The sequence below is a fragment of the Acinetobacter indicus genome (genome assembly GCF_009914475.1).
Lineage (GTDB): Bacteria > Pseudomonadota > Gammaproteobacteria > Pseudomonadales > Moraxellaceae > Acinetobacter > Acinetobacter indicus.
Genome location: NZ_CP045198.1, coordinates 639,243 through 656,058 on the forward strand (window position 1 = coordinate 639,243; position 16,816 = coordinate 656,058).

Below are 16,816 nucleotides of genomic sequence, written 5' to 3' on the forward strand. Positions count from 1 at the left end.
GGTTGATGTTAATGTTGGCACACCTGATTTGAGGCTTCATCAAGTGCTGCCTTTAATTTGGCCGCAAAGCTTTTGGCTTCTTCTGCATTCATAGGCGTACCATCTTTTTTGGTGACAAAGAAAATATCTTCAGCACGTTCGCCTAGGGTGGCAATTTTAGCAGAATGAATATCCAGCCCCTGCATCATAAACAAGCCGCCGACTTTGGCAAGTAAGCCCGGCTGGTCAAGTGTCGCAATTTCCACCATGTTCTGGTTGAGTGCGGCATTCAGGCTAATGTCTACAGTATTTTCAATATCAAAATGGCGCAGCTGGCGCGGAATCAGGCGCTGCATCAGTCCCGGATATTTATCCGACTGGCTTAATGCGGTGACCAGTGATTGAATCACGGTGTCCTGACGCTCGGCATCGGTTAACAGGGTGCCAAAACGGTCCAGCACCACATAAGTATCTAAACTAAAGGCTTTGGTGGCGGTAATAATCCGCGCGTCCTGCACATCCAGATTCATGCGGTCTAAAATCGCCACGGTGGTGGCAAACAGGTTTGGCTGATCCTGAGTATAAATAAAGATCTGCACGGCATCTTGCGCATATTTACGATGCGCGCGCATCAGTACTAAAGGTGCCGGATTGTCACCGTGCTGCAAGATGGCGCGGGTATGCCAGGCAATTTCATCGGCGGTTTCTTTCAGGAAGTATTCATCGCCCAGTTCCTGCCAGACTTTTTCCACTTCTTCCAGCGAGAAATCCTCGACCAGTAATTCGCTGGCCGCAAATTTGGTGTCTTCAATCAGCATCTGATAATCCACCGGACGACCCAGGCCGGAACGGATCACATCACGGGCATGGGTGTATAGCTGGCGCATCAGCGAGGCGCGCCAGGTGTTCCATAAGGTTGGATTGGTGGCGTTAATATCGGCCACAGTTAGGGTATACAGATAATCCAGATGTTCCATATCGCCCATCAGTTCGGCGAAAGCTTTGACCACATCCGGATCGGAAATATCTTTTTTCTGTGCAGTGACTGACATCAGCAGGTGGTTTTGCACCAGCCAGGCCACCAGATTACATTCACGCTCGGTAAAGCCATGCGTGCGGCAGAAGGCAATTGCATCGGCGGCACCAAGCTCACTATGATCGCCGCCACGACCTTTGGCAATGTCATGGAAAATTGCGGCGAGATAGACAATGTCACGACGCGCCAGACGCTGGAACACCGAGCTGACCACCGGAAAATCTTTGGCAAATTCCGGTTCTTTAAAGCGGTTCAGGTTGCGAATCAGCAGCAGGGTGTGCGCATCGACGGTATAAATATGGAACAGGTCATATTGCATCAGGCCGGTAATTTGCCCGAAAGCCGGAATATAGTTGCCCAATACACCATAGCGTTTCATTGCCACCATGGTGTCATATAAACGGTACGGCGAGCGTAAAATCGCCATAAACAGCGCCTGATGGACTGGATTATCACGAAAATCGCGGTCAATGCGTTTGGCAGCCAGGGTCAGCAGGCGTAAGGTGCGGGCACGAATCCCGGTAATTTCAGGACGATTGGCCAGCAAGTAGAAAATTTCCAGAATCGCACTGGGCTTTTCAGAAAAAATCTTGTGATGCTGCACCGCCAGTTTGCCATCGACCAGTTTGAAGTTTTCATTAATTTCTTCAATCTGGCGTTCATATTGCGGCAGGCGCGGGGTAATCACCGATTCATTAAAATAGGCCAGTAACATTTCATTTAGCGTCGACACCTGCTGCGCGGTGCGGTAATAACGCTTCATGAACTGTTCAATCGGATAATTGGGTGATTTGCCTTCTTCACGGACATAGCCGAACTTGGCTGCAATATCACGCTGATAATCAAACAGCAGGCGGTTTTCATCGCGTTTGGTCAGCAGGTGCAAATAATGGCGAATTTCCCAGAGGAAACTTTCAGCCTCTTCCAGCACGCCCAGCTCAAACTCGGAAATAAAACCCAGATGCACCAGATCATAAATACGGTTGACACGGAAATGCCGTTTGGCAATCCAGCCAATCTGGTTAATATCGCGGATGCCACCCGGTGCAGTTTTAATATCCGGCTCTAAATTGCTTTCGGTATGGTTGTGCTGAGCATAGCGTTTGGCTTGCTCTTCCATCTTGGCATCAAAAAAGGTTTTATCGGTCCAGGTTTGCGACACAATCCGGCGTGGCCATTTGGCCAGATGTTCATTGCCAATAATCAGTCGTGCTTCAATTAAAGCGGTGGCCACAGTCAGGTCATTGGTGGCCTGAATCACGCAATCCTGAATGGTACGCACGCTAATGCCGGGTTTGAAATTACCGACATCCCACAGCGATGAAATAAAGGTTGAAATCAGCTTTTCCTGTTCCGGCGAGATTTCATCTTCTGACAGGATCATGATGTCGACATCGGAATAGGGCAACATTTCGCGGCGGCCATAACCGCCCACCGCAAACAGGCCTAAATCGGTCTGGTCCAGTCCGGCATGTTGCCACAGGAATTTTAGCGCCTCATCAATAAAATTGGAGCGCGCCAGAATAATGTCACGGATCGAATGTCCATTTTCAAAACATTCCCCCAGCTGATGTTCAACATCACTTCGCCACTGATTAATGGCCTGAATGTCATGGTTACTTTTTACGTAATTCAGCAAGGGTAAGGTGTTGATCATGAACAGCGTTCCGTGTTGTGCGACTAGTTTTGATTGACACTGACGTTTTGTGCAGTAGCGTAAGCCAGCTCACGTGCCTGCTCAGTGGTTTCTGCGCGGGCGGTGGCCACACCCATGCGGCGACGCTTGAAGCCTTCCGGTTTACCAAACAGACGTAAATCAGTATCCGGGTGAGCTAAAGCAAGATTCAAGCCAGAAAATGACAGGTTCTGGTCATCCACACCGGCATAAATCACTGCACTGGCAGCCACACTATGACGCGCCGTGTTCACTGGCAAGCCGAGAATCGCACGGGCATGTAATTCGAATTCACTCTGGTATTGTGAGGCCAACGTGACTAAACCGGTATCGTGTGGACGAGGTGACACTTCACTAAACCACACTTGATCGCCTTTGACAAACAGTTCTACCCCAAAAATACCGCAGCCGCCAAGTGCGCTGGTAACCTTGTGGGCAATACGTTTGGCTTCTGCTAAGGCCTGGCTGCTCATTGGTTGTGGCTGCCAGCTTTCCACATAATCACCGGCATCCTGACGATGGCCAATCGGGTCGCAGAATGAGGTTTCAATTTCACCAGTTTCTGGATGTTTAGAGCGTACCGTGAGTAGGGTAATTTCAAAATCAAAATCAATCTGCGATTCAACAATCACGGTGCCCTGATTCACACGGCCACCGGTTTGCGCATAGTCCCAGGCGGCATCGACTTCATCAAAGCTTTTTACCCGGGATTGGCCTTTGCCTGAGGAGGACATCACCGGCTTCACAAAGTTTGGATAGCCAATATCATCACAGGCTGCGCGGAAGCTTTCCAGAGAGTCGGCAAAACGGTAGGCAGAGGTTGGCAGTCCCAGTTCTTCTGCAGCTAGACGGCGGATGCCTTCGCGGTTCATGGTCAGATTGACTGCTTTGGCTGATGGAATCACGGTAGCAACGTTTTGCGCTTCAATATCCAGCAGCACTTCTGTGGCAATGGCTTCAATTTCCGGCACAATCAGATGCGGTTGCACCTGAGCAATCAGCTGTTTCAGTGCGTTAGGATCGGCCATATTAATGGTATGGGCATGATGCGCCACTTGCATGGCAGGGGCATGATCATATCGGTCGGCGGCATGCACTTCTATACCTAAACGCTGTAAAGAAATCACCACCTCTTTCCCCAATTCTCCTGAACCCAATAGCAATACTTTAAATGCCGAAGCTTGAAGAGGAGTACCAATCGTCACGCTCATGTAATTCATCCATGCTTGATTTTATGGACTTTTAGCATAGCAGAACTGCACCGCGATGTTAGTGCCGATTCGGAGAAAATCGTGATTTTGTCCAACAATTTTTAGACGCAGTGGGCAAGAGGAAATACAGTGTTGAAAACGCAGCACAACTGCAGCACTGCGTCAATGGGTCTGGTGTTGAAGTCAAAACCTAGAAGGAAAATGGAATATAGGTATAAATCAGGCCATAGGTCACGGCCGCAGTCAAGGTGGCCGGTACAATTTTCTTGTATTTAAAATACAGCCCGGCCAGCACTATAAATCCGACCAGCATGGCAAAACTTTTATTGGGCGTTTCCAGTAACGGTGGCAAGGTCGCGACCACCAGCATTGAACTGATTGCGGCAATACCAATTGAACCCAAAGCAATCTTTAGCCAGAGGGCACCCCGTTTTTGTGAGTCCTGCTGAAACTTCTGAATCACAAAAAACGGTCCAAAGCGTGAAGCAAAATTGGCGATGCCGACCACAATCCCGACCAGAATAATTTCAAGATTCATGTGAGCCTCCTGCGTATGCATCATCCGGTTGTTTTAAGACATAGTGTTTGAACAGACCTGCAAAAATGCCCGATAAAATACCAATAAAGATGGCCGCGGACAGGTCAATGAAATAGCAGGCGATAGCTGATACCACCAAAGTAACACTGACCACAAAGGTATGTTTTTTCTCAAAGGCGGCCAGCAGGAAACTCAGGAACAGGGCCGGTAACAGGAAATCCAGTGCGGCTTGTAAAAACTGCGGCAGCTTACTGACCTGATCGGCAAACAGACCGCCCAGTAAAGAACCGAGCGCCCATGACATCCAGCTAAACAGACTTAAACCCAGCATCCAGGATTCCGACCATTGTTGCCGGCGCTGCGACAGCTTGATCATGCCGGAAGCAAAGACTTCATCGGTCAGGCCCCAGGCCCAGATCGCGGTTTTCTTTAAATTGAGCCGGTCCTGAATCAGGTTGGTTAAGGCCGGGCCATAGAGCAGATGGCGAATATCCAGTGCAATGACAGTCAGGGCGGTCATCCAGATGGAGGTGCCGCTGCCTAACAGGGCCACCACCAGAAACTGGCTGGCACCGGCATACATGGTGCAGGATAAAAACAGGGCTTCCCAGGCGCTAAAACCGAATTGGGTCGCCGAAACGCCAAATGCAAAAGAAACGGGGAGATAAGTAAAAATAATGGCTTGGCTATCTTTAGCGCCTTGCCAAAAACCGGCTGGCTGTGTGGAAAGCGTTTTGTGTTCAGACACGACACACCTGAAGGAGAGTTGAACAAGGAGTCAAATGATGATTGTGTATTGTACCCGAATTCACTAGCATAGTGCCGAAATGTTTGTTGAAGCGAGCCAGATATGTGGATGTTCAAAACACGTCAATTTGTGGTTGCAACTGTACTGGGCAGTAGCCTGTTATTACAGGCCTGTGGGGGCGATCAGTCCGGTGAAAAGCCGGAAATTAAACCTGCACCGAAACTGACCAATGATGCAACGGCGTATGCAGAAGCGGCCTGGAAGCTGATGAATGAGGTGGAACCTTATGTTTATCGCAAACAGCGCAATTTAATTGAAGATAATGTACGCAAACCGGCGCGCCAGTTAAGCACCGAATGGCGCATTAACGTCAAAATGACCGATTCAGTCACCGAAGGAAAATATGCCTTATGCCGTAAAGCACTCACCAGTCTGGAAATCTGGGCGCGTGCCACTTTGGAAAGTAGCGCAACGGTAAGCCAGAAACAGGCCGATTATGAACGCGATAAACAGCAATGTGCCGATGCGATTGCCCATCCGGAACTGGGCAATACCGATCCCAAACAAAAAGGCAATGCGATTGCGACAGCATCCTGAAGCATCAATAAGCGGAGTTCTGGCTCCGCTTTTTTAATGGCGCCGCCGTATTAAATTGATCTTTGCAATCAGAATAGCGATTACATTACACAATTAGTCTGCAAGATATTGGCGCATCTTTCACGGTGCTGAACGGTTATGGTGCGCTTGAGTGCACTGAAATCAAGCGCTTTCGAGAACTGGAAAGCGTAGGGAATTCAATAACATCTCAGTAAATCAAAGAAGATATCAAGATCGGCTCGCTGATTGATTAATTTTCTTGCTTAAATTGTGGTGAGCCAAAGATTGCTCTTCAAAAAAAGAGTATAAAAAAACCCTCAAATATTTGAGGGTTTTTCACTGATATCAGGCGATTACACGTTAAAACGGAAGTGTAAAACATCACCGTCTTGTACGATGTAAGTTTTACCTTCTAAACGCCATTTACCTGCTTCTTTGGCACCAGCTTCGCCATTGTATTGTACGAAGTCATCATAGGCCACACATTCAGCACGGATAAAGCCTTTTTCGAAGTCAGTGTGAATCACACCTGCTGCTTGTGGAGCGGTTGCACCGACTTTCACCGTCCAGGCACGTACTTCCTGCACACCGGCAGTGAAGTAAGTTTGCAGACCGAGTAAGCCATAACCTGCGCGGATAACCACGTTCAGACCAGGTTCTTCCATACCCATCGCTTCTAAGAATTCAGCACGTTCATCATCTTCTAACAATGAAATTTCAGCTTCAATCTGGTTGCAGAGTGGTACTACAATCGCATTTTCAGCTGCTGCCAGTTCACGTACTGCATCTAAGTGCGGGTTGTTTTCAAAGCCATCTTCCGCCACGTTGGCAATATACATGGTTGGTTTTAAGGTTAATAAACCAAAACCACGAATCAGTTTACGTTCGTCATCGTCCAGATTGGCTGCACGTGCCGGTTTGCCTTCATCCAGCAATGGCAGGATTTTTTCTAAAACGGCTTTGGTCGCAACCGCTTCTTTGTCACCGCCTTTGGCGGTTTTGGTTAAACGGGTGACGGCTTTCGATACCGTTTCTAAGTCGGCCAGCGCTAGCTCGGTGTTGATGGTGGCAATATCGTCCAGCGGGTCAATTTTACCATTCACATGAATGACGTTTTCATCTTCAAAACAACGCACCACGTGGGCAATCGCGTCAGTTTCACGGATGTTGGCGAGGAACTGGTTACCCAGACCTTCACCTTTTGAAGCACCTGCAACCAGACCGGCGATATCCACAAATTCCATGGTGGTCGGCAGGACACGTTGTGGGTTTACAATGGCCGCCAGTTTGTCTAAACGCGCATCCGGCACCGGCACAATACCGGTGTTTGGCTCAATGGTACAGAACGGGAAGTTTTCAGCAGCAATTGCAGCTTTGGTTAAGGCGTTGAAAAGAGTCGATTTACCAACGTTAGGCAGACCTACAATACCACAATTAAAACCCATGAAATGACTCACAAAGTGTTATTCAAAAATTGTGGCTGATTTTACATGAAAGCCAGCATAAAGTCAGGTCATGGCAGGGATGTTTGTTGAAAAAGCATATTTCTAAAATATGTGCTGCGGATGGCGGGGTAATGTGTGCCGTATCTTTGTTGATTTTTAAACAAGATAGTCTGACCTAAATACACTTGATGAAGCGTTTGGCCGAATACCGGCGATTTTTGAGTAAAAAGCGCATTGTTTTTCGGTAGCAGTATGACTAAAGTAGCCAATGGATGTTGGCTGTTCAAATTATTGAACAAAAAATAAAAATTGACGGAGAAGATATGCGTATTTTGTACCAGTTTCCTTTATCTCATTTTTGTGAAAAAGCACGCTGGCTGCTGGATCATAAGGAACTGGATTATAACGCGCAGAATTTAATTCCGGGTGTGCACCGGGCTTTTGCCAAGCTAAAAACCGGACAAAACAAGCTGCCGATTTTACGCGATCAGGATCAATGGATTGCAGACAGTACCCAAATTGCCCTGTATTTAGATGAAGTGTATCCGGAGCATACCTTATTACGCCCAGACCCGACGCAGCGCAATGAAGCACTGGAGATTGACCAGTTGGCCTCGACTCTGGGCTATCACGTTCGTCGCTGGGGCTTGGCACATACTTTATCTGAAAGTGAGCAGCCTTTAGATTTGCTGATTGGTGAAAAAGGTTATTTACGTCAATTTGAAAAATACTCCAAACCCATTATGAAGATGCTGATTTCCAAAGGCTATCAGCTGGATCAGGACAAGGTTGATGAATCGGAACGGGAAATGCGCCGTTTAATAGCCGAATTAAACCAGCGTCTGATTGCCAATGGCGGCGCATATTTTGTCGGTGAGCGTTTAGGCCTGGCGGATATTGCGGTCTGTTCCATGCTGGCTCCGATTCTGGAAATTCAGGATACACCGTGGGAAAAAGAGCAGGGCGAAACCTTGTCCGAACAATTCCTGCAATTTAAACAGGAACTCAGTGATTTACCTTTAGGGCAATATGTACTGAGAATTTATCAGACCGAGCGTCATGCCCGTGTGGACTGGCGCGGTATCTAAACGGCAACCATAAAAAATACGCGCCTGTAGCGCGTATTTTTATGACTTTATCAAATCCATTAAATGAATGGGGTAGATGAATCCAGATCAATTGCAGGCAGTTGCGGCGCAAGGCTGAGCAGGTCAAAGTTGCTGCTACTGCTTTCTGTACTGGTCGATTGCAGAGCTTCTTGAAGTTCAGGTAACAGGTTGTCCAGACTCAGACTGCTGTCTGCTCCTGTACTGGCGCCTTGTAACAGATCTTCCAGATTAAAGTCAGTTGAACCAAATGCATCGCCCAAGCTGTCAGTAAGATTGCCTAGGTCAAAGTCTGTGCCACCGTCAGTCAGACCTTCCAGTAAGCCACCTAAATCAAAACCACTGCCGATGTCTGGGAGACCGCCAAGTAAGGCACTTAAGTCAAACTCACTGCTGCCACCTGTTAAGCCTTCAAATAACTGGGTCAGTGTTTCAAGGTTCAGATCACCGGTGTTATTGCCGATGAGTCCTTCAAACAGTTCAGAAATCGTTTCAAGGTTAATTTCACCCGTATTACCACCGATTAAGCCACCGACCAGTTCTGAAATTGCACCAATATCAAAGTCGCCGGCGCCACCGCCAATCAGACTACCGACCAGATCAGCAATGGTACCAATATCCAGGTCGCCCGTATTACCGCCAATCAAGCCACCAATCAGCTGGCTGATGGCTTCAAAATCCAGATCAGCAGTATCACCGCCAATCAGACCACCGATTAAATTGCTAATTGAGCCCAGATCAAAACTGCCCCCATTGGCTTGGGTCAGTTGATTAATCAGGCTAGAAATATCTAAACTGCCGCTATTATTTCCTGTAAACTGGCTGATTAAATTGCTAAGACTGCTACTGTCCAGGCTGTTTCCAGACAACAGACTTTGCAATAAGCTGTCGAGGGTTGGGGTAGAGGGGCTGGTGAGTTGTCCAAACCAGTTCGACAAGGTCGAGCTGATGCCACTGAAAAAGCTGCTGGTTTGGGTTTCGACAGTTAAAACCGGGCTGAGCTTGCTTTTCAGCAAACTGAAAGATTTAAAAGCCATGAAGACGATTCCTTGTGTTCTTATGTTTTTGTTTTGCTGGTGTTGAAACGCATCTTTTTTTAATCTATTTGTATACACTTGTAAAAGATGAACGTTCTGGAATTAGCTGTATTTGGGCAGAGAAGGCAATTTAAACGCAGTAGAGAGAAGGAAATTTTTGAGAAAACAGCGGTTTATTGAAGCTAACCGTTTATCTGTTTTTAAAAGATCAAGATAAGTGGCAGAGGTCTGATCCGTTAGGCTACAGTTGTGTCTGCACATCATATCTTGAAAAAAAATTTCAATAGATGAAAAAATAATGAGAAATAAATATTGTTGTGGTACTGATTCGGCTAAAATTATAAAGTGTCATTGCCTGCTAAAAAGAGTATAAAAATGGAACTGGATCGCTTTGATAAGCATATTCTTGAAATTTTAAGTCATGAAGATGTCAATTTAAATGAATTGTCGGAGCGGGTGAATTTGTCGGTGAGTTCGGTACATCGCCGGATTAAAAGCCTGATTGATCATAATATTATTTCAGGTTTAAAACGGGAAATTAATTACCAGAAACTCGGCTTTAGTCTGCATGTCCTGTTGCAGGTGTCGCTGAGTAAACATGATACCGATACCTTTGCCAAGTTTCTGGAAGAACTGGAAAATATTCCCGAAGTGATTAATGCCTTTTTGGTGACCGGGCAAACCGCTGACTTTATTGTAGAAGTGATTGCGCGGGATATGGAAAACTACAGTGACATTTTACTCAAACGCATTGGTAAAATTGACCATGTGGTGGCGCTGCATTCGAGCTTCGTGATTAAAGAATATAATGTTTTAAACTGCTCGAATTTGCTCAGTAAAGTTTAATTTCTAAGAAATAAAAAACGCGCCAGATGAGCGCGTTTTTTATATGTAAGTTTTAAGCATCTAAGGCAGCTAAAACGTCATCAGAGAATTCAACGTTGGTATAAACGTTCTGAACATCATCCAAATCTTCAAGCATATCAATCATTTTCATGATTTTTTTAGCCTGGTCGATGTCGGTGATTTCAGCTTTGGTTGATGGGCTCATCACCACTTCAGCATTGTCAGATTTTAAACCTGCTGCTGCTAAAGCATCCTGAACGGTACCAAACGTTTCTGGAGTGGTAATCACCAGAATTTCATCTTCAGAGACTTCAATATCTTCTGCACCGGCTTCTAATGCCACGTCCATGATCTGATCTTCTAAAGACACATCTTCAAACGTAATTTCACCACGTTTGGTGAATAAGAAGGCCACGGAACCGTTGGTGCCTAAGTTACCATCGGTTTTAGAGAAGCAGTGACGAACGTCTGGTACGGTACGGTTTAAGTTGTCGGTCATGGTTTCTACAATCACAGCCACACCGCCGACACCATAACCTTCATAGGTGACTTCTTTTAAGTCATCGTTATCTTCACCGCCAGCACCACGTTGAATCGCACGGTTAATCACATCACGTGTCATGTTGACCGATAATGCTTTTTCGACTACAGCACGTAAGCGAGGGTTGCTCCCTGCATCCGGACCGCCGAGTTTAGCAGCAGTTGTCAGTTCACGAATGTATTTGGTAAACAACTTACCACGACTAGCATCTTGTTTGGCTTTACGATGCTTGATATTGGCCCACTTGGAATGACCCGCCATGCGAAATATGCTCCTTGTAGATTGGCTGTATGCCGATCGAATTGCACAGATTCTACCATAAGCCCTTTTTCTGAAAAAAGGGCAGGGTTTTAAGTTTTAACTGAAAAATTTACGCTGTTTTCACGTCTGGAATAATAATATCCAATCCGGTGTTTTCTTTATAGAGCTGTTTGATCAGCGCGAGATCATGCGCCAGGTCGGTTGGATAAATTTTACCAAAAATCCCGCCTTGCTTGGTTTTAGAGTTGGCATACATCAGCACAATCGGCACATTGGCGGCTTTGGCAATATGCCAGAAACCGGTACGAATTGGCTTACGTGCTTCACCATTTTTGGCACGGGTCGCTTCAGGAGCAATCACCAGATTGAATTTTTCATTGCGCTGGAACAGCTCCACCATTTGTCCCACGATGTCCTGATTGGCTTTACGATCAACCGCAATACCGCCCACGGCTTCAAGTACCGGTTTAAGTGGACCTTTGAATAATTCTTTCTTGATTAATGTATGAATTTTCATGTCGAAAATTTGGAAGATGGCCAGTGATAGCACTGCATCGAGCATCGAGGTATGCTCAAAACCAATAATGACCTGTTTATCTTCCAGAATATCAGGTTCGACATTATAGCTCCATCCGGCAACTTTAAATGCAGCTTCGCCAATAAATTTTTTTAACATGGGTACAGAGTAAAACAAACGAAAGCGCATAATTTGTGCTTGTTCGGCTTTAGAGTCAAGGGTTAATTTGTGCAACTGTGCAGAAAAAATAAAGACCTGTTTAGCCGCAGAATATAATCTAACAACTTATTGTTTTTAGATATAAATTAAAAGTTATTAAGACTTAAAATAAATGAGTATATAGAAAATTACTATTAAAAAAGTGAAAAAAAAGCTATTCAGTAGATAATTTAAGCATTAGACTTTTGTCGTAGATAGGTCGTAGTTCAGGCCAATGTCCAACTTTAGGCTTAACCTCAACAGGAATAGCAAAATGACATATTTGACCGCACTAATTGTTGCTTCGCTCATTTTAATGGTGATTGTGCTTTGGTCTATTGCTGAACTTGTGTTCGAATCGCGCAAAGAAAAGTCACTGAACTCAAAAAGAGTTTAAAATTTCAGCAATACGAATACTTTATAAGTTTTTGTACTCACGATATAAAGTTATTTCAAAAAAGTATAATTTTTTATTGATTTATTGCTTTTTTATCTTAAAAAAATAAATTTCGAATTTACCTCTCATGATATGAGCGCAGTTTCAGTGCAATGCTTGATGATATGATGTTGTGCAATTTCCTGCTAATTTTTGAGCTTCTGGTTAACTGTTGTCTTACTGTACAAGCGATTTTGAAAGGGCTTGTATTTTAAAAAAATCTTCGATAGTATTCATGGCGCCTGAACTTGTTGATATATAACAATTTCAGTGAAAAGGGCCTATAGCTCAGTTGGTTAGAGCAGCGGACTCATAATCCGTTGGTCGACAGTTCAAGTCTGTCTGGGCCCACCAGTTTTTTGTAATCATATGCACAGTTTTGTAATGATTTGATATATAAACCCATGAATTATAATGATTCATGGGTTTTTTATTTCTGCTTTTTGCACAACTATGTTTGGCTATGCACAGCTTTATTTGACCCTCTTGTGTATCCAATCTTGTATCCGATACTCTTTCTGCATTACTCGGATACAAGAGATTTTGTTATGAAAAGAGCGGCTTTAGATAACATCAAACAAATCAAAGATACCCATCTTCTCAATCTTGAACCTGAGGATAAGGAGTATCGTATTTCATGTGATGCTGGGCTTTATTTTCGTGTATCACCAAAAGGAAAAAAAACTTGGCAAGTCCGCTTTAAGGATGAGGTAGGGAAGTGGAAATGGCACAGTATTGGAAGTTATCCGCAGTTATCGCTTGTAGCAGCTAAACTTGAAGCTTCAACTATTTTTCTTAAGTTACAGCAAAATGAAAAAGTATTAACAAAAAAAGAAATTGAATTGCAAAAGATTGAGGAACAACAACTTAATTTAAAAAGTTTGATGTATGACTGGCTTGATACTAAGAAAACAACTTGGGCTGCAATAACAATAAAGAAAGAAACTCAATCAATTGAAAAACGTATCTTGTCTGTTTTTGGTGAATTGGATTTCACCAAAATTTCACCTCAACAATGGCTGACATTTTTTCAGGATATGCTTAGAAGTGAAAGTATTTACAATCGTGTAGAGAAATTAGTTTCACATTGTCGCAATGCCTATGATCTTGCAAAGTTTCATGGACAAATAGAGTCGAACCCTTTGGATGGTATTTTGAAGTATCTTGATAAAGGTAGTAAAGGGAATATGAAGCATGTCAGCCTTCAGGAATTGCCAGATTTGGTTCAATCTATTCGAGGCTATAAGAATGCCCATACCGCGATTGCTTTGGAGTTACTCGTTATTCTTTTCCCACGACCCCAAGAATTACGCTATGCGAAATGGCAAGATTTTGATTTTGAGAAAAAAATATGGATAAAGCCTGCCGTAACTATGAAATGTGGTATTAGCCATGTTGTACCATTACCACGGCAAGCAATTCAATTGTTATTAGAGTTGAAAAATATTAGATCAGTATCTGACTTCTTATTTCCAAGTCGAGATAGCCTTGCACAGCCAATGAGTGAAGCAACTTTAAATAATGCTTTAAAAAATCTTGGTTATCGAGGCCGTCAAAGTCCACATGGATTTCGACATATTGCAAGTACTGCCTTAAATAATCAATTCAGTGATAAAGAACAAGTTATTGAAGCATGTTTAGCTCATAAAAAACATGGTGTAAAAGCTGTGTATGATAAATCCACGCATTTAGGGGAACGTATTGAAATTATGCAATGGTGGGCTGATTATTTAGAACAGTTATGTTTCTAATAGTGATTAAGACAAGCATTGCTTAAATCTCTATTGGATGTATGATTAATGCATTAAATAACAATGGTCTAGATACAATGAAAGTCACATCTTTAGAATTAAAGGATGTTGGGGGAATCCCATACCTAAAATTAGAGGAAATTAATCCACGAATGAATATTATTTGTGGAGAAAATGGGGTTGGGAAAACAACGGTTCTTGAAACCATAGGACATATTTTTACAAATCAACATACTCCAACTCTAAAAAAGAAAATAAATTCTGAAAATGCTTTGATTGTAGCTTTTGTTTTAGATGATCATAATAATATGCAAAATACCCAAATCACGCTTTATGAACATGAGCCTCAAAAAACTTTTCATATACCTGGGCTAGGTGCATATTCAAAGAAATTACTCTCTTTTAAAGTTGATCGTACTTTTACATATCAAAGAATTGATGCGATAAGAAAAGATGAAGATAAGAATGAACATCATACAAGTCAGCAGTCGATCACGGGAATTAATTATCATGATATAAAAACGTGGTTTATTCACCGACATTTATATTCAGTTCATCCACAAGCACTAGAAAAAGAACAATTAGAAAATTTTGAATTTGCAAAAAGTTGTTTTTCTATTTTAAATAATAATTTTACATTTAGTAGGGTTGATCCCAATGAGAATGAAATCATGATAAACACTCCAAGCGGAGAAATTTATTATGAGTATTTATCTTCTGGATTTAAGTCAACAATATCTATTGTATTCGGAATTATTAAAGAAATAGAAATGCGCTTCAAAGCACCTTACATGATTGCACAAGATTTCGATGGAATAATATTAATTGATGAAATTGAACTTCATCTTCATCCAGAATGGCAAGGTCGTATTTGCTCGGTTCTTAAAGAAGTGTTTCCTGAAGCTCAGTTTTTTATCTCAACTCATAGTCCTCATGTGGTACAAACTGCGCTTAAGGATGAAGTTATTGCACTTGAGAGAAGAAATAACGAAGTAGTAAGACGAGAATTACCAACCTCGGAATATGGTTATCAAGGATGGACGATTGAAGAAATTCTTGAAGATGTAATGGGGATGACTGATCTACGGACCCAGAAATACAATGAAGTAAAAAAACGATTTGATGAAGCATTGGAATCGAAAAACAAACAAAAAGCTCAGCTTGCATTTAATGAGCTGGAGAGAATGCTTCATCCTAACTATCCATTAAAACCAGTTTTTAAAATACAGTTAGATAGTCTTGGAGATTAATCCATGATTAAACTCCAACGTGAACCTAAACCAGCATTTCTAACTGAAGAAAAAGTTACTGAACTGACTGCAAATTTTAAAGCGAACCCTAAACTAACTGTTTGGAAACATGAAGAAATTGGAAAAACACTTTTAAGAAGTAGTGCTAATAAATGTGCATATTGTGAATGTGAACTACAAATTGAAGATTCATATATGCAGGTGGAGCATTTTAAAGATAAGGATACTTATCCTGATGATGTTATTAATTGGGATAATTTATTACCATCTTGCGGACGTTGTAATCGAAAAAAATGGACTCTGGATGTAATTGCTGAACCAATTGTAAATCCGTACGTAGACGTGCCAAAAGATCATCTCTCTCAGGAGGCTTTCAGGCTTTATGGTAAAGATGAAAAGGGAAATATTACCATCAAAAAGCTTTTTTTAAATGATGATGATCGTTTGGTATTGCCAAGATTTTTAGCGTGTAATGAAGTTAATCGACAATTATCTAAAATAGTAGCTAACCTAGCAGATATTGATGATACAAGAGATTCAATATCAACCCTATTACAGTCTTGTCAGGCCGATAAAGCATACTCAGCTTTTTTAACATCTACTTTACATGCAAATAGAGATTACTTGATGATTAAAAACCAACTTCAGACAACTGGGATGTGGGATCAGGACTTAGAAGATTTACATAATAATTCTATGTTGTTGATGTTAGATAAAAGAATTTAATCGAAATAGTCTTAATATAATAAGACAAGGCTCGTCCCTAAGGGATCGAGCCTAATGCATTTGTTAATGCTCTTTGTTGAGCAGATGATTACGCCTGTACTGGCGGTTCAATTTTTTCATGCCGACTTAGGCCATATTCCATTTCATATTTCTACTGCTAGGCAATAGTTTTATGCTTGTCTAATCTGGAAGAACAAGCCACGATTTTTTTCATGCTGGTGTAGCATTATCCTGATTTAAGTCTCAGGCAAACCCGTATAAGTTTATTTTCATCAGTGACCAAACTTCAGAATACTTACACTGTACCAATCTCGGCCTAGTCAGAGAGACCAATCCCCGACTGAGAAACACGACCAGTGTTCCATTAACCTTTCTTTTCTACATATTGTCCAACATGCTCACGCATGTGCCGACTCAAGTTTTCGCAATGAGCATCCCGACTGAAAAAATCGAAATGTTTTAGGATTCGCTTTAAGCTAGCTATCTCATTTAATACAAATCTTGCTATGAAGATTGGTATCACAATTTCCGCAAGTAAATACTTGCTTTATATGCGCTACTCACCATCGCTCCCACACTGAAAAAATACAACAGACTTTTAACCAATTTAAGCCTTTTTATTCAGTGCTTCCCAAGTTATTTCAAAGTGTCTTAATGTGCAGACCGTTTATCCTCTCGCCTGTATACATACTTCCTGTTTCCCCCGACCGTAGTTCCTTAAAAAATATCGGGATATGATGTATACATAACTTTATAAAGGGTAAAACTCTTACACTCCAATCAGCATCTATCGATTAATGCCGTTACACGTTTAAGCTATCCAGCGACCCATTCAGCTTGCGCAAAATGGTGCCAGCTTTTCCAGCGTTAGCCTCAAAGCCCTAGTACCTTACGGCACTCTCAGCAGCCATCGTGATT

General features: G+C 42.8%; 14 protein-coding genes and 1 tRNA gene. 7 read left to right on the forward strand and 8 right to left on the reverse strand.

Going from position 1 to position 16,816, the window contains the following annotated elements; translation table 11 throughout:
- Nucleotides 1-8 precede the first annotated feature (8 nt).
- The 4 genes from glnD to GA693_RS03575 form a co-directional block, all read right to left on the reverse strand.
- A complete protein-coding gene (glnD, locus tag GA693_RS03560; RefSeq protein ID WP_160241421.1) occupies nt 9-2,672 on the reverse strand; it encodes a [protein-PII] uridylyltransferase in 2,664 nt (887 codons plus the stop codon).
- 23 nt (nt 2,673-2,695) lie between these two features.
- Nucleotides 2,696-3,901: a formate-dependent phosphoribosylglycinamide formyltransferase gene (purT, locus tag GA693_RS03565; RefSeq protein WP_160241420.1), complete on the reverse strand. Its 1,206-nt coding sequence runs from the start codon at nt 3,899-3,901 to the stop codon at nt 2,696-2,698.
- A 190-nt stretch (nt 3,902-4,091) separates the two neighbouring features.
- The gene (gene ygaH, locus GA693_RS03570; RefSeq protein ID WP_104472645.1) at nt 4,092-4,439 is read right to left on the reverse strand and encodes an L-valine transporter subunit YgaH; all 348 of its coding nucleotides are present in this window, start codon (nt 4,437-4,439) and stop codon (nt 4,092-4,094) included.
- Nucleotides 4,429-5,187, reverse strand: coding sequence for an AzlC family ABC transporter permease (locus GA693_RS03575; RefSeq protein ID WP_045795021.1), 759 nt, complete (start codon nt 5,185-5,187; stop codon nt 4,429-4,431). The genes ygaH and GA693_RS03575 overlap by 11 nt, the downstream gene beginning before the upstream one ends.
- 102 nt (nt 5,188-5,289) lie before the next feature.
- Between GA693_RS03575 and GA693_RS03580 the strand changes: the two genes are divergently transcribed.
- Nucleotides 5,290-5,784 (forward strand): hypothetical protein, encoded by a 495-nt coding sequence (locus GA693_RS03580; RefSeq protein ID WP_005177204.1) that lies wholly within the window; start codon nt 5,290-5,292, stop codon nt 5,782-5,784.
- Between the two features lie 353 nt (nt 5,785-6,137).
- Here the strand turns inward: GA693_RS03580 and ychF are convergent, their stop codons facing one another.
- Nucleotides 6,138-7,229, reverse strand: coding sequence for a redox-regulated ATPase YchF (gene ychF / locus GA693_RS03585; protein WP_005177206.1), 1,092 nt, complete (start codon nt 7,227-7,229; stop codon nt 6,138-6,140).
- A gap of 323 nt (nt 7,230-7,552) precedes the next feature.
- Between ychF and GA693_RS03590 the strand changes: the two genes are divergently transcribed.
- A complete protein-coding gene (locus GA693_RS03590) occupies nt 7,553-8,317 on the forward strand; it encodes a glutathione S-transferase family protein (protein WP_005177208.1) in 765 nt (254 codons plus the stop codon).
- Between the two features lie 59 nt (nt 8,318-8,376).
- On the opposite strand, the gene GA693_RS03595 is transcribed toward GA693_RS03590, so the two are convergent.
- Nucleotides 8,377-9,372, reverse strand: a complete 996-nt coding sequence (locus tag GA693_RS03595; protein ID WP_160241419.1) for a hypothetical protein — start codon at nt 9,370-9,372, stop codon at nt 8,377-8,379.
- Nucleotides 9,373-9,747: 375 nt separating this feature from the next.
- On the opposite strand from GA693_RS03595, the gene GA693_RS03600 reads away from it, so the two are divergent.
- Nucleotides 9,748-10,218, forward strand: coding sequence for an Lrp/AsnC family transcriptional regulator (locus GA693_RS03600; protein WP_104490323.1), 471 nt, complete (start codon nt 9,748-9,750; stop codon nt 10,216-10,218).
- 52 nt (nt 10,219-10,270) lie between these two features.
- Here the strand turns inward: GA693_RS03600 and GA693_RS03605 are convergent, their stop codons facing one another.
- Both GA693_RS03605 and GA693_RS03610 read right to left on the reverse strand, forming a co-directional pair.
- Complete coding sequence (locus tag GA693_RS03605) at nt 10,271-11,020, reverse strand: YebC/PmpR family DNA-binding transcriptional regulator (protein ID WP_005177213.1); 750 nt, start codon at nt 11,018-11,020, stop codon at nt 10,271-10,273.
- 109 nt (nt 11,021-11,129) lie between these two features.
- A complete protein-coding gene (locus GA693_RS03610; RefSeq protein WP_005177219.1) occupies nt 11,130-11,696 on the reverse strand; it encodes a 1-acyl-sn-glycerol-3-phosphate acyltransferase in 567 nt (188 codons plus the stop codon).
- 752 nt (nt 11,697-12,448) lie between these two features.
- Here GA693_RS03610 and GA693_RS03615 point away from each other — a divergent pair.
- The 4 genes from GA693_RS03615 (at nt 12,449) to GA693_RS03630 (ending at nt 15,898) form a co-directional block, all read left to right on the forward strand.
- Nucleotides 12,449-12,525: transfer RNA gene (locus tag GA693_RS03615), tRNA-Ile, on the forward strand.
- Nucleotides 12,526-12,719: 194 nt separating this feature from the next.
- Nucleotides 12,720-13,922, forward strand: coding sequence for a tyrosine-type recombinase/integrase (locus GA693_RS03620; protein WP_160241418.1), 1,203 nt, complete (start codon nt 12,720-12,722; stop codon nt 13,920-13,922).
- Between the two features lie 41 nt (nt 13,923-13,963).
- Nucleotides 13,964-15,172 carry an AAA family ATPase gene (locus tag GA693_RS03625; RefSeq protein WP_228718902.1) on the forward strand — a complete coding sequence of 403 codons (1,209 nt, stop codon included), beginning with the start codon at nt 13,964-13,966 and terminating at the stop codon, nt 15,170-15,172.
- A 3-nt stretch (nt 15,173-15,175) separates the two neighbouring features.
- Complete coding sequence (locus GA693_RS03630) at nt 15,176-15,898, forward strand: HNH endonuclease family protein (RefSeq protein ID WP_071321205.1); 723 nt, start codon at nt 15,176-15,178, stop codon at nt 15,896-15,898.
- Nucleotides 15,899-16,816: the final 918 nt, after the last annotated feature.